The sequence below is a fragment of the Streptomyces sp. JNUCC 64 genome (assembly GCF_054484115.1).
In genome coordinates this window covers 3,061,833-3,085,786 of sequence record NZ_CM137015.1, presented here as the reverse complement: position 1 = coordinate 3,085,786, position 23,954 = coordinate 3,061,833, and the positions used below count along the sequence as shown (strand labels likewise).

At 74.6% G+C, this 23,954-nt stretch carries 15 protein-coding genes and 2 pseudogenes; 9 read left to right on the top strand and 8 right to left on the bottom strand.

Annotated elements, in window-relative coordinates; genetic code table 11:
• Positions 1 to 27: 27 nt before the first annotated feature.
• Positions 28 to 1,524 carry a MocR-like pyridoxine biosynthesis transcription factor PdxR gene (gene pdxR / locus ACVWNX_RS12475; RefSeq protein ID WP_454413984.1) on the top strand — a complete coding sequence of 499 codons (1,497 nt, stop codon included), beginning with the start codon at positions 28 to 30 and terminating at the stop codon, positions 1,522 to 1,524.
• A 310-nt stretch (positions 1,525 to 1,834) separates the two neighbouring features.
• Here pdxR and rocD read toward each other — a convergent pair whose 3' ends face one another.
• Positions 1,835 to 3,073: an ornithine--oxo-acid transaminase gene (rocD, locus tag ACVWNX_RS12470; protein ID WP_454413983.1), complete on the bottom strand. Its 1,239-nt coding sequence runs from the start codon at positions 3,071 to 3,073 to the stop codon at positions 1,835 to 1,837.
• A 420-nt stretch (positions 3,074 to 3,493) separates the two neighbouring features.
• Between rocD and ACVWNX_RS12465 the strand changes: the two genes are divergently transcribed.
• The 3 genes from ACVWNX_RS12465 (at position 3,494) to ACVWNX_RS12455 (ending at position 6,837) form a co-directional block, all read left to right on the top strand.
• Positions 3,494 to 4,768, top strand: coding sequence for a serine hydroxymethyltransferase (locus ACVWNX_RS12465; RefSeq protein ID WP_454413982.1), 1,275 nt, complete (start codon positions 3,494 to 3,496; stop codon positions 4,766 to 4,768).
• A gap of 360 nt (positions 4,769 to 5,128) precedes the next feature.
• Entirely contained in the window at positions 5,129 to 6,142 is a 1,014-nt protein-coding gene (trpS, locus tag ACVWNX_RS12460; protein WP_454413981.1) for a tryptophan--tRNA ligase, read from the top strand.
• 113 nt (positions 6,143 to 6,255) lie between these two features.
• Positions 6,256 to 6,837: a 2'-5' RNA ligase family protein gene (locus ACVWNX_RS12455; RefSeq protein ID WP_454413980.1), complete on the top strand. Its 582-nt coding sequence runs from the start codon at positions 6,256 to 6,258 to the stop codon at positions 6,835 to 6,837.
• Between the two features lie 827 nt (positions 6,838 to 7,664).
• On the opposite strand, the gene ACVWNX_RS12450 is transcribed toward ACVWNX_RS12455, so the two are convergent.
• Complete coding sequence (locus tag ACVWNX_RS12450; RefSeq protein WP_454413979.1) at positions 7,665 to 8,435, bottom strand: SDR family NAD(P)-dependent oxidoreductase; 771 nt, start codon at positions 8,433 to 8,435, stop codon at positions 7,665 to 7,667.
• Between the two features lie 518 nt (positions 8,436 to 8,953).
• On the opposite strand from ACVWNX_RS12450, the pseudogene ACVWNX_RS12445 reads away from it, so the two are divergent.
• Both ACVWNX_RS12445 and ACVWNX_RS12440 read left to right on the top strand, forming a co-directional pair.
• Positions 8,954 to 9,442 (top strand): annotated as a pseudogene (locus tag ACVWNX_RS12445) (phosphatase PAP2 family protein); the annotation flags it as partial.
• A 941-nt stretch (positions 9,443 to 10,383) separates the two neighbouring features.
• Positions 10,384 to 11,316, top strand: a complete 933-nt coding sequence (locus ACVWNX_RS12440; protein WP_454413978.1) for a YihY/virulence factor BrkB family protein — start codon at positions 10,384 to 10,386, stop codon at positions 11,314 to 11,316.
• 37 nt (positions 11,317 to 11,353) lie between these two features.
• Here the strand turns inward: ACVWNX_RS12440 and ACVWNX_RS12435 are convergent, their stop codons facing one another.
• Positions 11,354 to 12,748 (bottom strand): D-alanyl-D-alanine carboxypeptidase family protein, encoded by a 1,395-nt coding sequence (locus ACVWNX_RS12435; RefSeq protein ID WP_454413977.1) that lies wholly within the window; start codon positions 12,746 to 12,748, stop codon positions 11,354 to 11,356.
• A gap of 109 nt (positions 12,749 to 12,857) precedes the next feature.
• On the opposite strand from ACVWNX_RS12435, the gene ACVWNX_RS12430 reads away from it, so the two are divergent.
• From ACVWNX_RS12430 to ACVWNX_RS12420, 3 genes are all read left to right on the top strand, one after another.
• Complete coding sequence (locus ACVWNX_RS12430; protein ID WP_454413976.1) at positions 12,858 to 13,109, top strand: SCO4848 family membrane protein; 252 nt, start codon at positions 12,858 to 12,860, stop codon at positions 13,107 to 13,109.
• Between the two features lie 219 nt (positions 13,110 to 13,328).
• Positions 13,329 to 14,738, top strand: coding sequence for a metallophosphoesterase (locus ACVWNX_RS12425; RefSeq protein ID WP_454413975.1), 1,410 nt, complete (start codon positions 13,329 to 13,331; stop codon positions 14,736 to 14,738).
• Between the two features lie 99 nt (positions 14,739 to 14,837).
• Positions 14,838 to 15,506, top strand: coding sequence for an ATP-binding protein (locus ACVWNX_RS12420; protein WP_454413974.1), 669 nt, complete (start codon positions 14,838 to 14,840; stop codon positions 15,504 to 15,506).
• Positions 15,507 to 15,681: 175 nt separating this feature from the next.
• Here the strand turns inward: ACVWNX_RS12420 and ACVWNX_RS12415 are convergent, their stop codons facing one another.
• From ACVWNX_RS12415 to ACVWNX_RS12395, 5 genes and pseudogenes are all read right to left on the bottom strand, one after another.
• Positions 15,682 to 16,350, bottom strand: coding sequence for a TetR/AcrR family transcriptional regulator (locus ACVWNX_RS12415; RefSeq protein WP_454414735.1), 669 nt, complete (start codon positions 16,348 to 16,350; stop codon positions 15,682 to 15,684).
• Positions 16,351 to 16,753: 403 nt separating this feature from the next.
• A pseudogene (locus tag ACVWNX_RS12410) lies at positions 16,754 to 17,305 on the bottom strand (thiol-disulfide oxidoreductase DCC family protein); the annotation flags it as partial.
• A 266-nt stretch (positions 17,306 to 17,571) separates the two neighbouring features.
• The gene (locus ACVWNX_RS12405; protein WP_454413973.1) at positions 17,572 to 18,012 is read right to left on the bottom strand and encodes a hypothetical protein; all 441 of its coding nucleotides are present in this window, start codon (positions 18,010 to 18,012) and stop codon (positions 17,572 to 17,574) included.
• A gap of 291 nt (positions 18,013 to 18,303) precedes the next feature.
• The gene (locus ACVWNX_RS12400; protein WP_454413972.1) at positions 18,304 to 19,668 is read right to left on the bottom strand and encodes a lipase; all 1,365 of its coding nucleotides are present in this window, start codon (positions 19,666 to 19,668) and stop codon (positions 18,304 to 18,306) included.
• 226 nt (positions 19,669 to 19,894) lie between these two features.
• On the bottom strand, positions 19,895 to 23,449 hold the full coding sequence (locus ACVWNX_RS12395) for a DNRLRE domain-containing protein (protein WP_454413971.1): 3,555 nt from the start codon (positions 23,447 to 23,449) through the stop codon (positions 19,895 to 19,897).
• Positions 23,450 to 23,954 lie beyond the last annotated feature (505 nt).

Sequence of the window (23,954 nt, the reverse complement as noted above, 5' to 3'; positions counted from 1 at the left end):
GACGCCGGGGCGGAGGGGAGCGGACGGATGGCGACGGGGGCGACGGGGGCGACGGAGAACGGGAGCGGCCCGGACGACGGGGCCGGTGCGGCGGGTCCGCGCGGCGGACCGGCCGGTCCGCGTCGCGAACGGACGGGTCCGCGCGGCGGGCTCGGCATCGATCTGCACATCGACCCCGCCGGACCGGGCGGACTGCGCAAGGGGCTGACGCACGCCCTGCGGGAGGCCGTCCGGGGCGGACGGCTCGCCCCCGGCACCCGGCTGCCCTCCTCCCGGACCCTCGCCGCCGACCTCGGCGTCGCCCGCAACACCGTCGCCGACGCCTACGGCGACCTCGTCGCCGAGGGCTGGCTCACCGCCCGGCAGGGCTCGGGCACCCGGGTCGCGGCCCGCGCCGTCCCCCGGCCCGCGCCCGTCCGCGCCCCCCGGGTCCCCGGTCCGCCCCAGTACAGCCTCCAGCCCGGCACCCCCGACCTCTCCGCCTTCCCGCGCGCCGAGTGGCTGCGGGCCGCCCGCCGCGCCCTCGCCGCCGCCCCCGACGACGCCCTCGGCTACGGCGACCCGCGGGGCCGCCCCGAACTCCGGCACGCCCTCGCCGGGTACCTCGCCCGGGCCCGGGGGGTGCGCGCCGAACCGGAGAACGTCGTCGTCACCGCCGGGTTCGCGCAGGGGCTGCTGCTCCTCGGCCGCACCCTGGCCCGCCGGGGCGCGCGGAGCGTGGCCGTCGAGTCGTACGGCCTGTACTTCCACCGCGAACTGCTGACCGACTCGGGGTTGCGGACCCCCGCCCTGCCGTGGACCGGCGGCGACACCGGCACCGGGGCGCTGGACGCCCTCGCCCCGGACGCGGTGCTGCTGACCCCCGCCCACCAGTCCCCGCTGGGGTACGCGCTCAGTCCCGCCGGGCGGGCCTCCGCCGTCGACTGGGCGCGCCGCACCGGGGGACTGGTCCTGGAGGACGACTTCGACGGCGAGTTCCGCTACGACCGCCAGCCCGTCGGCGCCCTCCAGGGCCTCGACCCGGACCGGGCCGTCTACCTGGGCACCGCCAGCAAGTCGCTCGCCCCCGGGCTGCGGCTCGGCTGGATGGTGCTGCCCTCCCGGCTGGTCCCGGAGGTCCTCCGGGACAAGGGGCCCGGCTGGGCGTGCGGGGTGCTGGACCAGCTCACCCTCGCCGAGTTCATCGCCTCCGGCGCCTACGACCGGCACATCCGGGCGATGCGGTTGCGCTACCGCCGTCGCCGGGACGAACTGGTGGCCGCCGTCGCCGAGCGGGCGCCCGGGGTCCGGGTCACCGGGATCGCGGCCGGACTGACCGCCGTCCTCCAGCTCCCGCCGGGCACCGAGCGGTCCGTGCTGCGGGCCGCCGCCCGGCAGGGGCTCGTCCTGTCCGGGCTGGCCGAGCACCGCCATCCGGAGGCCGTCACCGACCGGGACCCCGACGCCCTCGTCATCGGCTACGGCATCCCCTCGGACAGCGCCTGGCCCGGCACCCTGGACGCGCTGTGCCGGGTGCTGCCCTGAGCCCCCTGGGCGGGTTGCCGCCCGTGGTCACCTGCGGGTGCGCGGTGGTTGTTCGCGCAGTTCCCCGCGCCCCTGACGGGGCGCTTTGGCAGTCCGCTCGCGAAGGCCCGGCCCGTGCCGGACGCCAGGGGACCATGGCAGGGCCCCGTAGGGGCGCGGGGAACTGCGCGAGCGACCCACGACGGCCCGCACGGGGGCACGGGCAGCGGCCCGGCCCAGGGGCGCGGGGAACTGCGCGAACGGCCACGACGCACCTGCGGCGGACCGACGGCGGCAACTCGCCCAGGGGCGCGGGAACCGCGCCGGGGCCCTACGCCACGACCTCCCGCAGTCGCTCCAGCCCCCAGTCCAGGTCCGCCTCCTCGACGACCAGCGGCGGGGCGATCCGGATCGTCGAGCCGTGGGTGTCCTTGACCAGCACGCCCTTGGCCAGCAGCCGTTCGGAGACCTCCCGCCCGGTGCCCAGCGCCGGATCGACGTCCACCCCCGCCCACAGCCCCCGGCCGCGCACCCGCAGCACCCCGCCGTCCCCCGCGTCCACCAGTTCCCCCAGCGCGCGGTGCAGCCGCTCGCCCAGCTCGGCGGCGCGCGCCTGGTGCTCACCGGTCCGCAGCATCGCGATGACCTCCAGCGCCACCGCGCAGGCCAGCGGGTTCCCCCCGAAGGTGGAGCCGTGTTCGCCCGGCCGGAACACGCCGAGCACCTCCGGGCCGGACACCACCGCCGACACCGGCACCACCCCGCCGCCCAGCGCCTTGCCCAGCACGTACACGTCCGGGACCACGCCCTCGTGCTCACAGGCGAACGTCCGCCCGGTGCGGCCGAGGCCCGACTGGATCTCGTCCGCGATCAGCAGCACGTTCCGCTCCCGGGTCAGCTCCCGCACCGCCGCCAGGTACCCGGCGGGCGGCACCAGCACCCCGGCCTCGCCCTGGATCGGCTCGATCAGCACGGCCACCGCGTTCTCGGTGAGCGCCGCGCGCATCGCCGTCACGTCCCCGTACGGCACGATCTCGAACCCCGGGGTGTAGGGCCCGAAGTCCGCCCGGGCCTCCGGATCGGTGGAGAAGCTGACGATCGTGGTGGTCCGGCCGTGGAAGTTGTCGGCGGCCACCACGATCTTCGCCCGGTTGGCGGGCACCCCCTTCACCCGGTACCCCCACTTGCGGGCCGTCTTCACCGCCGTCTCCACCGCCTCCGCCCCGGTGTTCATCGGCAGCACCGTCTCCATGCCGCACAGCTCCGCCAGCTCCGCGCAGAACCGTCCGAACAGATCGTGGTGGAACGCCCGCGAGGTGAGCGTCACCCGGTCCAGCTGGGCCTTGGCGGCGGCGGTCAGCCGGGGGTTGCGGTGCCCGAAGTTCAACGCCGAGTACCCGGCGAGCAGATCGAGGTAGCGGCGCCCCTCGACGTCGGTGAGCCAGGCGCCCTCGCCGGTGGCGATCACCACGGGCAGCGGGTGGTAGTTGTGCGCGCTGTGCGCGTCGGCGGCCTCGATGAACTCCTGGGTGCGGCGGCTCTCGGTGCTGGACACGGGTTCTCCGTTCATCCTGCGGCGGACGGGCGGGGTGCCGCCCCGGACCGCCGTGATCCTCGTCGACCGGACGTCCTTCTATCGTCGCTCCGATCCCCCGTCCCGAAACCTCCGCCCCGGACGGCCGCCCGCCACCCGTCGCCCGCCACGCCGTCATCCGTCCGCCGCCCGGCACCCGTCGCGCCGCCATCCGCCCGCCTGGCGTCCGGCACCTGGCACCCGGCATCCGGCGCCCGGCCCCGGGTCGCGGTGCCCGCCGTCCGCCACCCGTTACGCTGGCCGTGGGCACGTCGACTGGCGCGCGGGGAACCGACCCCGGGGGAGCCGTGCCCGGCCGGGACGCGGTGACCGCCGTCGTCCCGCCGCACGAGGTGTCGTCCGCCTGGGCACCCCGGGACCACGACCGGATTCCGACCGATCGCCCCGGAGGCCACGATGCCCCTGCCGCTGCCCCATCCCGCCCTCGCCGCCACCGACCCCGAACTCGCCGGGCTGGTCGCCGCCGAGGAACTGCTCCAGGCCGAGACCCTGCGGCTGATCCCCAGTGAGAACTACGTCTCCACCGCCGTCCTGGAGGCGTCCGGGACGGTGCTCCAGAACAAGTACAGCGAGGGCTACCCCGGCCGTCGCTACTACGAGGGCCAGCAGGTCATCGACCAGGTCGAACGGCTGGCGGCCGCCCGGGCCACCGCCCTCTTCGGGATGGACCACGCCAACGTCCAGCCCTACTCCGGGTCCCCCGCCAACCTCGCCGTCTACCTGGCGTTCGCCCGCCCCGGCGACCCGGTGATGGGCATGGCCCTGCCGATGGGCGGCCACCTCACCCACGGCTGGGGCGTCTCCGCCACCGGCACCTGGTTCCGGGGCGTCCAGTACGGGGTGCGCCGGGACACCGGCCGCGTCGACCTCGACGAGGTCCGCGACCTGGCCCTGCGGGAACGGCCCAAGGTGATCTTCTGCGGGGGCACCGCGCTGCCCCGGACCATCGACTTCGCCGCGTTCGCGGAGATCGCCCGGGAGAGCGGCGCCCTGCTCGTCGCCGACATCGCCCACATCGCCGGGCTCGTCGCCGGGGGCGCCCACCCCTCGCCCGCGCCCCACGCGGACGTCGTCTCCACCACCACCCACAAGACCCTGCGCGGACCCCGGGGCGCGATGCTGCTCTCCCGGGCCGAGCACGCCAGGGCCCTGGACCGGGCGGTCTTCCCCGGTCTCCAGGGCGGCCCCCACAACCAGACCACCGCCGCGATCGCCGTCGCCCTGCGCGAGGCCGCCGAACCCGGCTTCCGCGACTACGCCCACGCCGTCGTCGCCAACGCCCGGGCGCTCGCCGACGCCCTGCTGGCCCTCGGCCACGACCTGGTCTCCGGCGGCACCGACAACCATCTGATCCTGATCGACCTCACCGCCCGGGAGGTGCCCGGCAAGGTCGCCGCCAAGGCCCTCGACCGGGCCGGGATCGTCGTCAACCACAACACCGTCCCCTTCGACCCCCGCACCCCCTTCGACCCCTCCGGCATCCGGATCGGCACCCCCGCGCTCACCTCCCGGGGCCTCACCCCCGCGCACATGCCCCGGGTGGCCGGGTGGATCGACCGCGCGGTCACCGCCGCCCGCGCCGCCGACGAACCGGCGCTCACCCGGATCCGCGCCGAGGTGGCGGAGCTGATGGCCGCCCACCCGGCGCCCGGACTGCCCACCGGCGACTGACGGTCCCCACCGGCGACTGACGGTCCCCGCCGGTCCGACGGCCGCCGACAACCACCGACGGCCTGTGACCGGCGCACCGGCGACCGCTGCCCTGGCGACCGGTGACCCAGGGGCCCGGTGACCCAGGGGCCCGGTGACCCGGGGACCCCGACCGACGGCCGCCGGTCGGGGTCCCCGGGTCCGCCGCGCCCGTCCCCGCTCCGCCCGCCTGTGGCGTTCGTCTCACCGGTCGCGGCGCGGGGTCCGGGGCGCGGACCGGCGGGCGGACCCGCGCGGGCGGCGGGGCGGGGGCCCTCGGACGGGGTCCGGTCTCCCGGATCGGTTCCCACGGGGCGCCGGACACCTGAGAGAATGGTGGGCATGGCTTCTGATCGTCCTCGCGTGCTCTCGGGAATCCAGCCCACGGCGGGCTCGTTCCACCTCGGCAACTACCTCGGCGCCGTGCGCCAGTGGGTGGCCCTCCAGGAGTCCCACGACGCGTTCTACATGGTCGTCGACCTGCACGCGATCACGATCCCGCAGGCCCCCGGGGACCTGCGGAACCACACCCGGCTCGCGGTCGCCCAGCTGCTCGCCGCCGGAGTGGACCCGGACCGCTGCACCCTCTTCGTGCAGAGCCACGTGCCGGAGCACGCCCAGCTCGCCTGGGTGATGAACTGCCTCACCGGCTTCGGCGAGGCGTCCCGGATGACCCAGTTCAAGGACAAGTCCGCCAAGCAGGGCGCCGACCGCACCACCGTCGGGCTCTTCACCTACCCGGTGCTCCAGGTCGCGGACATCCTGCTCTACCAGGCGAACGAGGTGCCGGTCGGCGAGGACCAGCGGCAGCACATCGAGCTGACACGTGATCTCGCGGAGCGGTTCAACGGACGCTACGGCGACACCTTCCGGGTCCCGGCGCCGTACATCCTCAAGGAGACCGCGAAGATCTACGACCTCCAGGACCCGGCGGTCAAGATGAGCAAGTCGGCCTCCACGCCCAAGGGCCTCGTCAACCTCCTCGACGACCCGAAGGCCACCGCCAAGAAGATCCGCAGCGCGGTCACCGACACCGACACGGTGATCCGCTACGACCCGGTGGCCAAGCCCGGGGTGAGCAACCTGCTGACGATCCTGTCGACCCTCACCGGTACCGCCGTCGCGGAACTGGAGCAGGGGTACGAGGGCAAGGGGTACGGTGCGCTCAAGACGGACCTCGCGGAGGTCGTGGTCGACTTCGTGACCCCGTTCCGCGAGCGCACCCAGAACTACCTCGACGACCCCGAGACGCTGGACTCGATCCTGGCCAAGGGAGCGGAGAAGGCGCGCGCCGTCGCGGCGGAGACCCTGTCGCGGGCGTACGACAAGGTGGGCTTCCTGCCCGCCAAGCACTGAACGGCACGGTCCGCCCGGGTCCGGCGAGTCCCGGGCCGGGCGGAACGCGCCGTCCGTGCCGGACGCACCAGTGACCAGCCGTGCCCAAGCCACGACGACGACGGGAGACTGACGTGGGGACCGTGACGATCGGTGTGTCGATCGAGGTCCCGGAGCCCCATGGCAGCCTGCTCCAGGAGCGGCGCGCGGGCTTCGGGGACCCCGCGGCGCACGCCATCCCGACCCATGTGACCCTGCTCCCGCCGACCGAGGTCGAGTCCTCGGCGCTGGGCGCGATCCAGGCGCACCTGGGGGGCGTGGCGGCGTCGGCCCGGCCGTTCCCGATGCGGCTGTCGGGGACGGGGACCTTCCGTCCGCTGTCGCCGGTCGTCTTCGTCCAGGTGGTCGAGGGCGCTCCGGCCTGCGCCGCGCTCCAGGAGCGGGTGCGGGACGCCTCGGGGCCGCTCGTCCGCGAGCTGCTGTTCCCGTACCACCCGCACGTCACCGTGGCGCACGGGATCGACGAGGCCGCGATGGACCGGGCCTTCGCGGAGCTCGCCGAGTACGAGGCCGCGTGGCCGGTGACCGGGTTCGCGCTCTACGAGCAGGGTGCGGACCAGGTGTGGCGCAAGCTCCACGACTTCGCCTTCGGCGGACCGACCGTCCCCCACCAGGCCCCCGCCCCCTCGGCCCGGGGCACGCTCCCGGCCCGCTGACCTTCCGGGTCGCGCCGGGCCGGTGCCCTCCCGGGGGCCGCGTCGTCGCCCCCGGGCCGTGGCCGGTCGCTCGCGCAGTTCCCCGCGCCCCTTCGGGGGTGTCTTCCGTGGGTTTTCGTCTGCGGGCACGTGGTGGTTGTTCGCGCAGTTCCCCGCGCCCCTCGGCCGGGTCGCTGCCCGTGGCCCCGTGCGGGCCGTGGCCGGTCGCTCGCGCGGTTCCCCGCGCCCCTTCGGGGGTGTCTTCCGTGGGTTTTCGTCTGCGGGCACGTGGTGGTTGTTCGCGCAGTTCCCCGCGCCCCTCGATCGGGTCGCTGCCCGTGGCCCTGTGCGGGTACGTCGGGGTTCCCGGTGCCTGGCTGCCCGTGACTCCGTGTGGGCACGTCGGGGGTTCCCGGTGCCTGGCTGTTCGTGATCCCGTGCGGGCCGTCGTGGGTCGCTCGCGCCGTTCCCCGCGCCCCTTGTGGGGCCCCATGGCCCTCTGGGCGTCCGGCGCGGGCCGGGCCTACGCGACCGGACCACCACAGTGCCCCGTCAGGGGCGCGGGGAACGGCGCGAGCAACCACAACGCACCCGCAGCCGACCACGGACAGCAACCCGGAGGGGGCGCGGGGAACGGCGCGAACGGCCACGACGGGCCAGCGGCGGACCGACGGCAGTGACCCACCCAGGGGCGCGGGGAACGGCGCGAGCAACCCACGACGTACCCGCACGGGACTATGGACAGCGGCCCTGCCGAGGGGCGCGGGGAACTGCGCGAACGGCCACCGCGTACCGGCGGGTGACGGCGGACGGCAGCCCGAACGAGGGGCCGCGGGGAACCCGTGGGGTCAGAGGGCCAGGCGGCGGAAGACCGTGCGGGGGAGGTGCCGCAGCGCGGACATCACCACCCGCAGGGCCCCCGGCACCCACACCGCCTCCGCGCCCCGCCGCAACCCCGCCTCGATCGCCGTGGCGACGGCCTCCGGAGTGGTCACCGGGAACAGCGGGTGCTCCTCCGGCGCCCGGACGCCCGCGCCCGGCCGGGCGCGGACCGGCCCGGGACGCACCAGCATCACGTGCACGCCCGTCCCGTGGAGGGCGTCGCCCAGCCCCTGGGTGAAGGCGTCCAGCCCGGCCTTGCTGGAGCCGTAGATGAAGTCGGTGCGGCGGGCCCGCTCGGCGGCGACCGAGGAGAGCACCACCAGCGAGCCGTGCCCCTGGTTCTGGAGCCCCTGGGCGCAGACCAGCCCGGCGGAGACCGCGCCGGTGTAGTTGGTCGCCGCGACGGTGGCCGCGGCGACCGGGTCGCTCTCGTCGCGGGCCTGGTCACCGGGGAGCGCGAAGGCGAGCAGCACCATGCCGACGGCGCCCTCCGCGAAGACCTTCCCCAGCGCGGTCTCGTGACCGGCCGGGTCGAGCGCGTCGAAGGCGACGGTCCGGGCGTCGGCGCCGAGCCGCCGCAACTGCTCGGCGGCGTCCTCCAGCGCGGGCGAGGGGCGGCCCGCCAGCCACACGGTCTGCGCGCCACGGGTCACCAGCCGCCGGGCCGTGGCGAGGGCGATCCCGGACGTGCCGCCGAGGATCAACAGGGACTGGGGGATGCCGGGGGCGTCCTTCACGGGACCACGCTCCGATGCTTGGCGGGACGGGACGGTTGCTTGGCGGGGACGGACGGGTTCCACGGCGACCGAAACGGCTCGAACGCCCTTCCGGAACGGCGAACCCGCGCGGCCGGGCGGCACGGTGACGGGGAGGGGTGTTCCGGACGGAGAGAAAAACCCATGGGTGTGACGGACCGTGAAGTGGGGAAGACTCAGAAAGCGCGGGGAGAAGTAGGGGAATTACGGGGAAAAGAGTGGGGAAATGGACGGCCGTCGGCGGTCGTTCGAGGGGTTCGGGGTGCGGAGTCAGGTCGTTGTGGGGGTGCGGGGCCCGGCGGGGGAGCGGTGAACGGCGGTGGCGGGGGCGGGAGAATGGCCGGGCACGAATGGGACCGTACCGGTACGTAATGTGAGTTTTGCGGATCTTTCGAGCGCATCTCACTGGAATGGGCGACTGGTGGAGTGTCTTCCAATAGGGGCGCCCTCTTTGCCTGTTGCGTAGGGGAGTCAGACGTAGGAACAAAGCTGGGGACCCTGTGCAAGAGTTGGATCAGCGGTTGTTGTCGGCACTGCGTGATTGCGGGCAGTTCCCGCCAGTGCTCACGGCCGCGCGGTTGTTGTCCTGGAGTGGCGAGCACGGCGCGCTGTGGCTCGCCGCCGGGCTGGTGGGAGCCGCGGTGGACAAGGAGCGGAAGGGAGCCTGGCTGCGGGGGACCACGGTCACGTTCGCGGCCCACGCGGTGAGCATGGGAATCAAGCTCGTGGTGCGCAGGCCGCGTCCCGGGGAGGCCGCGCCGCTGGTGTGGACCTCCGGACGCCACTCCTTTCCCAGTTCGCACGCGACCGCCGCGGCGGCCGCGGCGGTCGCCTTCGGGGCGTTCTCCCCGACGGGCGCGAGGGTGCTGCCGCCGCTCGCGGCGGCCATGTGCGTGTCCCGGATGGTGGTCGGGGTGCACTATCCGACGGACGTGGTGGCGGGTGCCGCGCTCGGCGCCGTCACGGCCAAGCTGGGCGCGCCCTGGATGTTCCGGGCACTGGTGACGCCCGCGACGGAGGAGGCCGGGGCGCGGCCGTCCGGGACGGTCGCCACGGGGACGCCCGGCGCGTCCGGGAAGCCCGGTGCGCCCGAGGCGCTGGACGCGCTGGAGACGGCCCCGGAGCCGTCCTTCCGGGGCCTTCCCGCCCTGGTCGGCCCGAGGACCGCCCTGCTGACGGAGACCGCCCGGAAACTGGCGCGCGCGGCACGGCTGCTGGAGGCGGCCCGCGAGGTCGCCCAGGCGGTCACGGCGCCGCGCCCGCCCGGCGCCGGGTCCCCGTCGGGGACGCCGTGGACCGCCTCGGGGGTCCCGTCCCCCCGGTCCTGTCCGGGCATCCCGTCCGCCCCCCGCTCCGGCACCGCCTGGACCACCGGTACGGCCGGGCCCGCGCCCACGGCGTCCGGACCGTCCGGGCCGGGCGGGGTCCGGGTCCGGACCGCCGCCACGGGACGGCCCGTGCCCAGGTCCCGGACGACCGGCGCGGCGCCCCGGCGTCGGCGCCCGGTGCGCGGGTCCGCGCCCCGGCTCCTCGCGGGCGCGGTGCTGGGCCCCGTCCTCGGCGCGCTGCTGGGCGCCGTGGCGGGTCCGGTCACCGGGGCGTGCATGGCGCGGACGCGCTGAACCGTTCCGACGGCGGCCCGTGAACCGTTCCGGTCGCCGTCCGCGTCCGGTGCGGCGGGGCTGCTCGCCGTCCGGTGGTGAGGGCCCGGGGCCGGGTGGCTGGGGACATCCGGACCGGCCCGCCGTCCGACCCTTCGGCGAGGGAGGGCACCTCCGCCGGGAAGGGGCCGGACGGGTGTGGAACTCCGGCGATCCGGGGTACGCGACCGACGCGCGGGAACCTGTGTCAGATACCGGGTGGCCGGGTGGCCGGGTGGCCGGGGCACCGGACGGCGGGCGCGCTCCGACGGACGACGGGGAGACGGCGGATGGACTGGCTGACGAGGCTTCCGTGGATCGGGCCGTACGTGCGGCGGTTCATGACCACGCGCCCGTGGCTGGCCTACGAACGGCTCGACGAGGTGAAGTGGACGCGGCTCGCGGCGGCCATGACCTTCCTCAGCTTCCTCGCCCTGTTCCCGCTGATCACCGTCGCGGCGGCGATCGCCGCCGCGACCCTGGACAGCGCGGGGCAGCGCAAGCTGGAGGAGGAGATCGCCGAGCAGGTGCCGGGCATCTCCGGACAGCTCGACATCGCGGGGCTGGTGGCCCACGCGGGCACCGTCGGACTGATCGCGGGAGTCCTGCTGCTGTTCACCGGGGTCGGCTGGGTCGGCTCCATGCGGGAGTGCCTGCGCGCGGTCTGGCGACTGCCCGACCCGGAGGAGAACCCCGTCCTGCGCAAGGCGAAGGACACGGTGGTGCTGGCCGGGCTCGGCGGCGCCGGACTGCTGTCCCTGGCCGCGTCGGGCCTGGCGTCCAGCGCCGTCGGCTGGGGCGCCCGGCTGCTGGGCGTGGACGGGTCCGGGGCGGGCGGGGCGCTGCTGAGGACCGCCGCGTTCGCGGTGGCGGTGCTCGCCGACTTCCTCGTCCTGGCGTACGTCCTGACGCTGCTGCCGGGGGTGCGCCCCGCGCGGCGCGACCTGGTGGTCGCCGGGCTGCTCGGGGCGGCCGGGTTCGAGCTGCTGAAGACGCTGATCGGCAGCTATATGAAGGACGTCGCGGGCCGCAGCATGTACGGGGCGTTCGGGGTGCCCGTGGCGCTGATGCTGTGGATCAACTTCACCGCGAAGCTGCTGCTCTACTGCGCCGCGTGGACGGCGACCCGGCCCGGGTCCGAGGCGGATCCCTCGGAGCCGGATGCCGGTGCGGAGCCGGAGCCGGAGCCGGACGGTCCGGCCCCGGCGCCCGCCGGGCGGTGAACCGGCGCCCCCGGTTCACCGCCCGACGGGCGGTGGGTCAGCGGCCCCGGGCGGGCCAGCGACGGTTGATCAGGAACACGACCACGGCGAGGACCGCCAGCGCGCCGCCCGCGATGGCCAGCGCGACGCCCATCCCCCCGGAGGGGTGCTCGGCGGCGACCTTCGAGGCCGCCCCGTCGTCCCCGTCCGCCGTCCCCGACGCGCCCGCCGCACCCGACGGGTCGGGGGAGCCGGTGCCGGAGCCCGGGTTCCCGGTGTCCGACAGGTCCGCGCCCTTCGGCGGGACCAGCACCCCCACCGGGTCGACCTTGCCGTGGGCGGAGAAGCCCCAGTCGAGCAGCCGGGCGGTCTCCTGGTAGACCGCGTGGGGCTCCTCGGACGACGGGTTCATCACCGTGACCAGCAGCACCCGCCCGTTCCGCTCCGCGACCCCGGTGAAGGTGGAGCCCGCGTTGGTGGTGTTGCCGTTCTTCACCCCGGCGATGCCCTGGTACGGCTTCAGCCCGTTGTCGCCGCTCAGCAGCCGGTTGGTGTTCTGGATCTCGAAGGTGGGGCGCTTCTTGGGCTTCTTGCCCTTCTTGGTCTTCACGGCCTCGCCGGGGAACTGGGCCCGCAGCGTCGCGCTGTACTCGCGGAAGTCCTTCTTCTGGAGCCCGGACCGCGCGAAGAGGGTGAGGTCGTACGCGGAGGACACCTGCCCGGCCGCGTCGTAGCCGTCCGGGGAGACGACCTTGGTGTCCACCGCCTGGAGTTCCTCGGCGTGCTTCTGCATGTCCTCGACCGTGCGCGGGATGCCGCCGTTCATCGCGGCCAGCACCCGTACGGCGTCGTTGCCGGAGCGCAGGAAGACACCGAGCCACAGGTCGTGGACGGTGTACGTCTGCTCCTCCTTGATGCCCACCAGGCTCGATCCCGCGCCGAGGCCCGCCAGGTCGGACGGCTGGACCGTGTGACTGCGGGTCTTGGGGAACTTCGGCATCAGGGCGTCGGCGAAGAGCATCTTCAGGGTGCTGGCGGGCGCCAGCGGCCAGTGCGCGTTGTGCGCGGCCAGGACGTCGCCCGACTCGGCGTCCGCGACGATCCAGGACCGGGCCGACAGCTTCATCGGCAGTACGGGGGCGTCCGCGCCCAGCTCGACCTGCGTGCCCGGCTCGCCGAGCCGCGCCCCGCCGACCTTCGCCATCTCGCTGGGCGGCTTGACTATGTCCTTGTCCTTCTTCTTGCCCTTCTCCCCGTCCTTCGCCTTGCCGCCCTTGTCGCCCTTCTTGTCGTCCTGCTTCTCCCGCTGGTAGCCCGTGGGCTCCTGGCGGGTGCCCTCCGGTCTTCCGGTCGCGTGCGCGGTGGGGACCGTCAGGGCGGTCAGGGACAGGGAGAGGGCGGAGGCGACCAGGAGAGCGGTCACCCGCCTCGTGGGGGAGAGGATGGCGGACACGGACGAGAAGGTACCGGCCCTTCCTGTCAGACCGTCGGGCGAGGTGCCCTCCGGCGGCTCGGCCCCACCCGGGCGAACGGGACGCGGACGCGGTCGCGATACTGAGCCCATGAAGCTCAGCCGCCCGGTGTCCTGGTTCCTGCTCGCCTTCGGGGTGTGGACGTGGGTCATTTGGGTCACTTTCGCCAGGAATCTCTGGAAGGACGGCAGCGGGCTCGCCTTCGACGACGCGGGTGACCCCACCGCGTACTTCTGGGTCCACCTGCTGCTCGCGATCGTCTCCTTTGTTCTGGGGACGGTCGTGGGGGTCATCGGGTTCCGTGGGGTGCGGGCCCTGCGCCGGGAGCACCGGCGGGAGTGACGCGCGCTCCCGGAGGCGGCGGTTCCGGCGCGGTGCGCGGCCCGGTGGACCCCGGCGCGGTCCCCGTACGGCCCCGGGGGCGGTCCCCGGAGCGCCCTGAGCGTGCCGGGCGCCGTGGGCGGCGCGCCGCCCACGCGGGATCTCTTCGCGCTCCGGGGAACTCATCGGTGCGCCGCGACGGTTAGACCTCCGTCATCAGCGCATGGAAAGGGCGGTCGGATGGTCGTCGCGGTTCTGTTCGGCTTGGTCGCCCTGGCGGTGATCGCCACGCTCCAGTGGTACGTGTGGCGGCGGGTGGTGCGCGACACCACGGCCAAGGGCACCCTCGCCCGGAGGACCGGGACGACGGTGTTCGTCCTGGGGCCCCTGCTGATGGTCGGGGCCGTCATGAGCGGCCGGGCCCCCGTTCCGTTCTGGCTGAAGCAGACGCTGGCCTGGCCGGGCTATCTGTGGCTGGCCCTGATGCTGTACCTGGTCCTGTACCTGGCGGTGGGCGAGGCCGTCCGCCCGGTGCTGCGACGCTTCCTCGCCCGCCGGGACCGGTCCGCCACGTCCGGCGCCCCCACCGCTTCCGGTACCCCTGACGCCCCCGGTGTTCCCGGTGCCTCCAGCGCCTCCGGTGTTCCCGAAGCCCCCGGTGCTCCTGACGCCCCTGGTGTCTCCCGCGCCTCCGGGGGTTCCGGTGTTCCGGACGTCCGGGACGGGGCCGGGGCGCGGGACGGGGGCGCCATAGCCGTCGCACCCGCCGAGCCCGCCGTACCCGCAGACCCCGTCGCACCGGCCGAGCCCGTCGCGCCCGCCGGGCCCTCGCGCCGGGTGTTCATCGCGCGCACCGTCGCCGGGACCGCCGTGGCCGCCGCCGCGACGACGGTCGGGGCGGGCGCGTACAGCGTGCTGAACGGGCCCACGGTCAAGCGGGTGACGGTGCCGCTGGCCAAGCTGCCCCGGTCGGCGCACGGCTTCCGGATCGCGGTCGTCAGCGACATCCACCTCAGCCCGATGCTCGGACGGTCCTTCGCCGAGCGGCTGGTGCGGACCATCAACTCCACCCAGCCCGACCTGATCGCCATCGTGGGGGACATGGTGGACGGCAGCGTGGCGGAGCTGGGTCCCGCCGCCGCCCCGCTGGCCCGGCTGGCGGCACGGCACGGCACGTACTTCGTCACCGGCAACCACGAGTACTTCTCCGGTGCCGAGCAGTGGGTGGACGAGGTGCGCGACCTGGGAATGCGTCCGATGGAGAACATCCGCACCGAACTGCCCGCCTTCGACCTCGCCGGGGTGAACGACCCGGCGGGCGAGCCGGACGGGCAGGGGCCCGACTTCGAGCGCGCGCTGGGCGGCCGGGACCCCGCGCGGGCGTCGGTGCTCCTCGCCCACCAGCCCATCGTGATCCACGACGCGGTGCGGCACGGGGTGGACCTCCAGCTCTCCGGCCACACCCACGGCGGCCAGCTCTGGCCCGTCGACTACCTGGCCGGGCTCCAGAACCCCACCCTGGAGGGGCTGGAGCGGTACGGGGACACCCAGCTGTACGTCACCCGGGGGGCCGGAGCGTGGGGACCGCCCGTGCGGGTGGGCGCCGAGTCGGACATCACGGTCGTCCAACTCGCCTCCAAACAAGCCTGACCCCTCCCGGGAAGCCCCGTCAGCCTGCATCATGTGTCGCACCCGTGGGTTCGGTGAGCTTTCCGTGCTCTTTGTGACGGGCGGGGGAAGGAGGGGCCCATGGTGCGACGGGACGCGTTCCGGCTGCCCCGGCACCCCGCGTCGGTGGCGCTGGCCCGGCAGCGGGCCCGCGCCCACCTGCTCGCCTGGGGGTGCGCGGAGGAGGACGGTCCGCTCCACGACACGGTGCTGCTGGTCTCCGAGCTGGTCACCGACGCGGTCCGCCACGGGCCGTTGCTGGAGCGGGAGTTCGAGGTCGCGGTCACCGTGCTGGCGGACGGCGCCTGCTTCGTCGAGGTCACCGACGAGAGCCGCCCGGAGGCCGGTGCGGTGGTCCGTTCGGACGAACACGACGCGGGACGGCGGCTGCTGGAGTGCCTCACCGAGGTGTGGGGGACCTGGCGCGGTGGACGGCGGGGCGCCACGGTGTGGGCCCTGGTGCCCGCCCGCCAGCTCCCGCTCGTCGAGGACGACCCGGACCGCGCCCTCCTTGCCGACTCCGGCCCGGGGGAGGCCGCCTCCGGCGGGGACGGCCCGCCCGGCAGGGACGGCCCGCCCGGCAGGGACGGTTCGTCCGGTGGGGACCGTTCGTCCGGTGGCGGTGATGATCCGTCCGGCGGGGACGGCGACAGCGGTGGCGGTGGCGACGGTTCGTCCGATCGCGGCGGTGGGGCCGACGGCGGTGACGGTCGTGGTGAGGGTGACCGGTCCGGTCCCGGCGGCGGCTGACCCGGGCCCGATCTGACGGCGGCGGGGCGGCGACGGCGGGCCCGTCGGCCCCGGAGGGCGCGGGCGTCGCGGGTCGGGCGCCCGGTCGTCGGTCAGACGGGCGGTCGCGGGGCGGACGGGCGGTGGGCCCCTGCGGGTGGGCCCCGGTGGGTGTGCCCCCGGGGCCCGTCCGCGTTCAGGCCCCCGGCGGCCGTTCCGGGGCGGGCGCGAGGTCCTCGGGGCCGGGCCGGAAGTCCGTGAACAGCTCGTGGACCTCGCGGACCAGGGGCCGCAGCACCCGGAAGCGGGCCAGCGACACCCCGCGCGCGATCAGCCGGGAGCCCCGCTCGGCCAGCCGCCGACTGCGCCGGTGGTCCTCGGACCGGTCGAACACCCAGTACAGGACCAGTCCCATCTGGGCGAGCCACATCAACTCGGGGAGGATGTCGGACAGTTCGTCCGGCACCTTCGTCCGCGATCCGGCGAGCACTTCCCGGTGGGTGTCGATCGCCGCCTCCCGGGAGGGCCCGGACTCCGCCGAGAACGGGCTGAGCGGACTCTGCGGATCGGCCGCGTTCTTGAAGAACTGCGCGGCGAACCCGTGGTACGGCTCCGAGATGTCCACCCAGGCGGTGAGCACCCCGGCCAGCCGCGCCTGGAGGTCCGTCTCCCGGTCCAGGACCGGCCGGACCGCCGCCTTGTGCTCGGCGGAGATCCGGTCGTAGACCCCCTGGATCAGGTGTTCCTTGCCCTCGAAGTAGTAGTACGCGTTGCCGACCGAGACCCCGGCCTCCTTGGCGATGGCCCGCATGGTCGTCTTGTCGTACCCGCGCTCCCGGAACAGCCGGAGCGCGGTCTCCAGGATGAGCGCGCGGGTCTGCTCGCTCTTGGAGGCGGACCGCCCGTCGTTCCCGCCGGCACCCCCGCCGTCGGTGTCGTCGGCGGGGCGGGGCGCGGGCGCGGTGGTCGGCTGCTTCGGCCGTTCCGTCGGGCGGGTCTCGTCTGCGGGCACGGCACCGAGCCTAGTCAGTGGCACAGGAGCCGTCGGCACAGGTGGTGGCCGGTGGGGACGCCCCGCCAGCCCCGGCCCCGGCCCCGGGACCGCTTCCGGTTCGCGGACCGCCTCCGGCTCCCGAACCGTCCTCGACTCGCGGACCCGCTCCGGGACCCGCTCCGGGACCCGCTCCGGTTCCGGGGCCGTCCCCGGTGCCGCGACCGCCCGGGGCGGCCGGTCCCGGCACCGGAGCCGGTGCCGCGACGGCCGGGCGCCCCGTGTGCACCCATCCCACCCGGGGCCGGTACTCCCAGCCGTCCGCGCGTCGCGCGGGCCCGTCCGGCGGGCGGGGGGCGGACGGGCCGCCGACGGGTCCGCTGTACGAACGGGCGCGGGCGTACCCGGGGCGACGGTCCCGCCCCCCGACGGGACCGGCACCCCCCGGTCCGCCGACGGCTCCGGGCGTCCTGGCGCCGCCGCGTGCCAGCAGTGCCTCCCGGTACTTGGAGGCGGCCACCACCACGCCCTTGGCGAGCCGCGCCCCGTGCGGGGTGCTGAGCCGGTGGGCGGTCGGCCGGTACTCGGTGAGCGCCCACAGACAGACCACCCAGGCGTTGGGCCCCCGGTAGACCTGTCCGCCGTCCGCGACCACCGTGATGTCGACGAGCGTGGAGGCGTGGTCCAGCGCGGGGAACCGGCGTCGCGCCGCCTCCGAACCCGCCGGGACGAAGTCGAGGTGGACCAGCCGTGGCTGACGGGCCAGCCAGCCGCGCAGGAAGACGCAGAGCGGGCAGGTGGCGTCGTACAGGACGGTCAGCCCCCGCACGGCGGGCTGCCGGGGCGGCGCGCCGTGCGCGGGCCCGGGCGCCGCCCGTCCGGGCCCGGTCCGCTCCGGTGCCGTCCGCCCGTACGCGGTCCGCTCGGGCGCGGACTCCGCCACCGGGACGGGCTCGGGTACGGGGGAGGGCGCCGTCCCGTCCGTCCCGGTACCGGCGGGTACCTGGGAGGACGCCGTGCTGTCCGTGCCGTCCGTGCCGTCCGTGCCGGCCCCGGCGGGTTCCGGGGCCGTGGGGCCGGTGCCGCTCATCGCGGTCACGCCCGGGCCGCGGGCGGCGCCCACGGACCGCGGTCCTCGGTGTACTCCTGCGGCGGGACGGGGGGCTGCTGCTCCCGCTCCATGACCCCGCGCCGCCGGATCTTGTTGAGCACCCAGACGTTGCCGAGGTGCAGCACCCCGAGCACCAGCAGGACGACGCCGAGCTTGGTCGACAGCGCCTCGAAGACCTCGCGCGCCTCGGTGATCCGCTTCTCCTGGTTCAGATAGAGCGCGACGAACCCGAGGTTGACGAGGTAGAACCCGACCACCAGCAGATGGTTGACGGCGTCCGCCAGCTTCTCGTTGCCGCGCAGGACGTCCGAGAGGAAGATCCGGCCGTTGCGGCTGAGCGTGCGCGCGACCCAGACGGTCAGACCGATGCTCACCACGACGTAGACGAGGTACGCGATCCATGTGAGGTCCTGTGTTCCGTCCACGGCCCCCACCCCCCTTCTCCGGCCGTGCCCGTGCCAGGGCGCGGCACTTGTTGAACACGTTCAAAAGTGCTGACGATGAAGACTGTAGACCTGCTTTTGAACGTGTTCAAGTCCTGGGGCGGGAGGTCCCGTTCCGGCCTGGCCCCCGGGGTCGGGGGAGACCCCCGGAAGCCCGGGGGCCGCCCGCCTGGCTCACCGCCGTCACCGCCGGAGCGGCTCCCCGTCCCGGCCCCCGCTGTCCCGGCCCCCGTCGCCCGGGCCCCCGTCCCCGCCCCGGCTCTGACCCCCGTCCTAGTCCCGTTCTCCGTCCCGGTCCCGGTCCCGGTCCCACTCCCCGAACCAGCGGACGATCGCCGCCGTGGCGGCCACGTTGGACCCCAGATGGCGGGAGCCCCGGTAGTCGACGGCGCCGAGGTCGACGACCGGGGCCGCCACCCCGCCCGCGCGCAGGGCCGTCCGGCAGCGTTCGGTGTTCTCGGTGACCGCCTGCTCGTCCCCGGACGCCATGTACAGCCGGACCGGGGCGCGGGGGGTCCAGTCCACGCACACGGCGTCGGTCTCGCGCAGGGCCGCCGCGAACGCTCCCGTCGGCCGCGCGAGCAGGTTCCGGCCGCGTTCCGTCAGCAGCTCGTCCAGGGTGCCCGGGGTGCCGCGCATCAGCTGTTCGCCCGTGTGGGCGCCGTCGAAGAGGGCCTCCACGGTGCGGTCGTAGGGCGCCCGGAAGACCTCGCCGGGGTCGTCGTACACCCCGTGCAGCCGGTCGAACGCGACCAGGGTGTACGCCGCGTACAGCACGCCGGACTTCGGCTCCAGCCGTCCGGCGAGCAGCGCGGGCAGTTCGGTGCCGCCGAAGTCGTACGCCCCGCTGACCGGGGCCAGCGCGCCCAGCCGGAACCAGCGGTCCTGGCCCGCCTCCAGGGCCCGGCCGAGCCCCAGCGCCGCGGACGCGCCCTGCGAGAAGCCGGTGACCAGGACCTCACGGTCCAGCCGGTGGCCGACGCGGGGCGCGAAGGCGCGGGCGGCGCGCAGCATGTCCAGGGACGCCGTGGTCTCCGACCCGATGTCCATCCAGGGGTGGAGGCCGGGGCCCGTGCCCATCCCCAGGTAGTCGGGCCCGACCCCGGCCGCCCCGGCCGCCGCGTACGCGATCACCGGCGCGGACACGAACGCGCCGCGCCGCATGGACGGTGAGTCGTCGCGGTGGCTGCCGGTGCCGTGCGCGAAGGAGACGGCCCGCAGCCGCTCGCCGCCCCCGATCGGCAGCGCCAGCAGCCCGCTCGCCGTGGTGGGGCGGCCGTGCGGATCGACGGTCCGGTAGACCAGCCGGTACGTCACCACCCCGTACCGGACGCCGGAGGCGTCGAACCCGGCCCCGCCCAGTTCGGCGGCGACGTCCGCCGGGGCGGCCAGCGAGTACAGCCGCTCGGCGGACACCAGCGAGCCCCGCCCCCGCTCCGCGCGCCGTTCCGCCCCCCGCTCCGGAGCGGCGGCGACGGCGGCGGGCCCGGCCTGGGCGGCGACGGCCGGTCCGCCGAGCGGCAGCAGCCCGCAGCAGACGGCCGCCACCGCACCCGCCCGCAGGGCCGCGCGGTACCGGACTCCCCTGGACGCCCGCGACGGGGACGGTGACGGTGACGGGGCGGTGGTGAAGTTCATCGACGTTCTCCAAGTGCGCCTGGGTGATGGCGAGTTCACCCTGACGCGCCCACCCCGCCCAGCACACTGGAGCGATTCCCCCACCCCCTCCTGAGGCCAGCCCCCCTCGACCAACCCGGACCACGGGTACGCATCCCCCGAACGCCGATGGCAGCCGCCCGGACAACGCGACGACCGCCCGGACGGGACGGCGGTCCGGGCGGTCGTCGAACAGGGGGCGGGGGCGTCAGCCCACGGCGATCCGGGTCTTCCAGCGGGTGTGGGCGGTGATGATGGTGCTCCCGCCGCCGACCAGCGCGGTCCGGGAACCGGTGTGGAACCGTACGGAACCGTCGCCCCGCACCGACCAGATGTCCCCGATGCCGTCGTCGTCGGCGTCCGGGGTGCCGACCACGAAGGGCGCTTCCGCCGCGGACCAGCCCGTGGCTCCGTACGTGCTGTCGGCCCCGCCCGCGGAGTTGGCCGCCGCCGCCAGGGAGGACAGGTCCACCCCGCCCCCGGTGGCGGGCTTGCCCTTGCGGAGCATCAGCTTGCCGGTGTCCGAACGGTAGACCAGGTCGGCGACGCCGTCACCGCTCATGTCGTACGCGGAGACGAGGTCCCGCTGAGCCCAAGGGGACGAGGTGAGCCGCGTCGCCTCCCCGACGGTCGCCCCTTGGGCGCCGGTGAGCACCCACAGGGCGTCTCCGACGGTCACGAAGACGTCCGTCAGTCCGTCCCCCGTCACGTCACCGGCCGACACGATCTGGGTGAACGTCGAGGGGGCGGGAGCACCTTCGGGCAGGAGGATCTCCCGCCGCCGGTCGACGTTGACCGCTCCGTACCCGTCACCGGGGTACACCCACAGCTTCCCGCCCACGCGGGCGATCAGGTCCTGGAACCCGTCACCGCCGTAGACGTCGCCGTTGTGGGTGATCAGCGATCCCTTGAAGTGCCCCGAACCGGCGGCCTCGTGCGGTGGTTCGCCGTCGCCCCCGTTGGGATTCCGTTCCTTGTTGTCCTGGTAGGCGCCGGGCATCGAGTAGTCGAGGTCGCCGCTGCCCTTGAGCACGTCGTCGGTGCGGCCCTGGGAGGGGTACAGCGCCAGGTTCCCCCCTTCGGTGACCGCGAACAGGTCCGGCATGGCGTCACCGGTGAAGTCCCCCGGTGAATCCGCCTGGTCGCGGGGCGTCACGTAGAAGAGGTAGGCCGTCGCCGGTGACACATGGCCCACCTGGTCCACCGTCCGGACCATCAGGACGTTGGGTCCCGCCGTCGGGGGTTTGGCGTTGGAGACCGTCGCGCTGACGGTGACGCTTGTCCCGGCGGTGCGGTTGACCGACCCGGGGAAGCTGGACGAGTTGAACCCGTACTCGTAGCGGACCACGTCGCTGTCGAGCGCCCGGAAGGTGAAGGAGCCCGGCGTGCCGAACTTCTTGGCGGACCAGACGCTGTCCTCCCCTCCGGCGCCGAACCCGTTCTCGGACTCGTCGGCGTTCGGGAAGTCGGTGGAGCTGACCCGGGGCGCCTTCGGCACCTTGCGGTCCACGACGAACCGGCAGGGGGTACCGGCCGGGGAGTACGGGGAGGTGTCCTTCGCGGCGTCCACGGCCCGGACGCGCCACGAGAACAGGACGCCGTCCTGGCCCTTCGTGCTGAACGGCCTGCTGGTGCCCTTCCCCTCACGGCGCTGGTCGTCGGACAGATGGACCTTGCCGGATCCGGGAAGCCCGTCGCCCGCGGTGTCCCACTTGCCCGTGGGCCAGAGGTCGAAGTCCAGGAGGTCGAGGTTGCCGTCCTTGTCGGCGGCCTGGGCCGACAGGGTCACCTCGTCCGCTCCGACGCGGACGTAGGGCTCGGCCGTCGTGCACTTGGCCTCGGGTTCGAGGTCAAGGCGGGTGGGGGAACCGGGCCGCCGGTTGTACTCGATCTCAAGGGCAGGGCCGTCTTCCTTGGTCGCCCGGAACTTCTTCCAGGCGTGCTGCGACTTCTCGTCGCGGGCCCGCATGCCGAACGTGATCACACCGTCGTCGTCCCCGTCGACGTGCTTCTGCACGGCGGCGCGCAGATCGAACTCCACGTGCTTGTCCGGGCAGGACGACGCCTTCCACCCGTGCGCGAAACTGCGGGTCGCGTACTTGTTGCCGTCGTGCAGCTTCGGCGCGTTGCGCCAGTTGGTGCGACCGTTGATCTCGCTCGTCAGGTGCACGCTCATCGACCGGGCGCTGCACGACCAGGCGTAGGTCGCCAGGGTGCGCAGCGCGGCGCTCTTGACCCGCACGCCGTCCAGCTGGTCGCCCACCTCGATGTTGAAGAAGGAGCGGGAGGTGCCCCAGGTGTCCGACTCGAAGCCCACCCGCGCCTCGTGCGTACCCGCCTTGTTGAAGCCCCTGCCGTTGTAGAAGGTGGCGTTGGGGTGCCTGCTGTAGGTGGTGGTCCAGTGGGCCGTCTTCTTGCTGAAGGCCGGGTCGACGAAGACGGGGTAGGTGGTCGCCGGGTCCGTCAGGAACTCCTGGTCGGGCGTCAGGCTCCAGATGTTGCCGTTGAGATCGGGCTCGACCAGTTCGCCCCGGGAGTCCGGCGCGGGGCCGTTCAGCGACGGCAGCCCCAGGGTCGCGGCGGCGCCGGTCCGGGAGGGTTCGGGCGCGGGTTCGGGCGGGGCGGCCGGCAGCGGGGGCCGGGTGGGCTCGGTCTGCGGACCGTCGGTGGCGGTCGGCAGCACCTCGTTCTCCGGGTCGGACCGCTCGTCCGACGTGACGGGCGCCTCCGAGGGGCTGGGCGTCGCCTCGGGCGCGGTGGCCGCCGGGTCCGTGGGCTCGGGGGCCTCCGGCTCGGTCGGCTGGGAACCCTCTCCCACTCCGCCGTCGGTGACGGCCTGCTGACCGCTGCTGTCCCACATGAAGGGCGTCGGCGACAGGGCCGCCTCCTCCCCCTCCGAGTCCAGCGCGCTGACCATCCCCGACAGCGGGTCCAGGCGGAAGGAGAGGGTCGAGGAACCGAGGCCGTACTCGATCCGCTGGGCGAGCGGATGGGCCGCCGCCTGCGGCGTCTTGAGGACGAGGACGGGAGCGAAACCGATGTCGTCGGCGGTCAGCACCAGGTCCGCGCCGGGGAACAGCTCCGGGTAGAGGGCGCGGTTGCCCTCGACGATCGGTGCGGGCACGGGGCCCGGCCAGGTCAGGTCGATGGTGTGGGGGCCCACCCGCATGCTGGCGAGCGGTTGGGGGGCGGTGGCGTTCGTGCCTGCCCGGCGCGGGACGCCGGCGGCCAGGGAGCCGCGTGGCGCGGTCCGGGACGCCCGCTCGACCGCGCTGTGCGGCCGGGTACCGGAGGACGACGAGCCCGCCGAGAAGACGATCCTGGTGTTCGAGACGGTCGGCTCCCAGCCCTCGGCCGTGCGGCGCAGATCCAGGTCGATGGGCTTCCACACGCCGTTCGACTTGGCGCGGACGGCCGAGGAGTGCAGCCGGGCGGCCATCCCCCCGTCGGGCTTGGCCCAGGTCGTGGAGGTGGCCGTCCGCAAGGCGGTGACCTCCACCTTCCGCCCGGTGCGGACGGCCCGGGCCACCGCGTCGGCCTCGCTGACCGGAGTGGCGGCGGACTTCCGGTCGACGGCTTCGGGCCTCCGCTCGGGGGTGCGGTCGTCAGGGCGCAGGCCGGTGTAGGCGAGGCCGCCCGCGGCGACCGCGGCCGCGAGGACGACGGCGGTGGTCCGACGGCCCGGTGACCGTCCGCCCGGTGTCCCGCTCCGCCGATCACGGGCGCGGAGCCATGCGCGAGGTGCGCGCGTCGTACGCGTCACGGGTTTCCCTTTCCCCCTGGAATCCGGTGCGCGGGGCAGGGCGCCGCCGGAGCTGTGGGCCGACCGAGCCCCCGGATCTCCTGATCCATGAGAAATGGGCATGGCGAGGCGAGCCGATGATGGCTCAAACCGGAGCCCCCGTCACCCTTCCCCCACTGTCAGGCCGTTGCCTGCGAGGGAACCGGACGGGTGGGACGAGCGTTGGGGAAGCGAGGAAGAGCACCTCGTGCCATGGCACCAGCAGCCCAGTCGAGCCCTGCTAAATACCGCTATTCCAGACGAAAGCTGCAACTGTTTGCGGAACCCTGTGATGCTCTGCGTATAGATCTGCGGATGATCCGTTACCGGTCGTTGTGGTTGCACGTGTCACCTCATGAGTCCTCCAATGGGTGTTTACCCCCTTACTTACCGTAATGATGATCACATAGGTCCGGCATCTCTGGCGTACCCGTCCGCAACGGACACACAATCTGCGCCACCGATATTGCCTTCACGCGTGGTCCGC

Bases quoted from the DNA above. Each gene is read 5' to 3' on its own strand.
- pdxR (WP_454413984.1), top strand. From the start codon at position 28: ATGGCGACGGGGGCGACGGGGGCGACGGAGAACGGGAGCGGCCCGGAC.
- rocD (WP_454413983.1), bottom strand. From the start codon at position 3,073: ATGAACGGAGAACCCGTGTCCAGCACCGAGAGCCGCCGCACCCAGGAG.
- ACVWNX_RS12465 (WP_454413982.1), top strand. From the start codon at position 3,494: ATGCCCCTGCCGCTGCCCCATCCCGCCCTCGCCGCCACCGACCCCGAA.
- trpS (WP_454413981.1), top strand. From the start codon at position 5,129: ATGGCTTCTGATCGTCCTCGCGTGCTCTCGGGAATCCAGCCCACGGCG.
- ACVWNX_RS12440 (WP_454413978.1), top strand. From the start codon at position 10,384: ATGGACTGGCTGACGAGGCTTCCGTGGATCGGGCCGTACGTGCGGCGG.
- ACVWNX_RS12430 (WP_454413976.1), top strand. From the start codon at position 12,858: ATGAAGCTCAGCCGCCCGGTGTCCTGGTTCCTGCTCGCCTTCGGGGTG.
- ACVWNX_RS12425 (WP_454413975.1), top strand. From the start codon at position 13,329: ATGGTCGTCGCGGTTCTGTTCGGCTTGGTCGCCCTGGCGGTGATCGCC.
- ACVWNX_RS12420 (WP_454413974.1), top strand. From the start codon at position 14,838: ATGGTGCGACGGGACGCGTTCCGGCTGCCCCGGCACCCCGCGTCGGTG.
- ACVWNX_RS12400 (WP_454413972.1), bottom strand. From the start codon at position 19,668: ATGAACTTCACCACCGCCCCGTCACCGTCACCGTCCCCGTCGCGGGCG.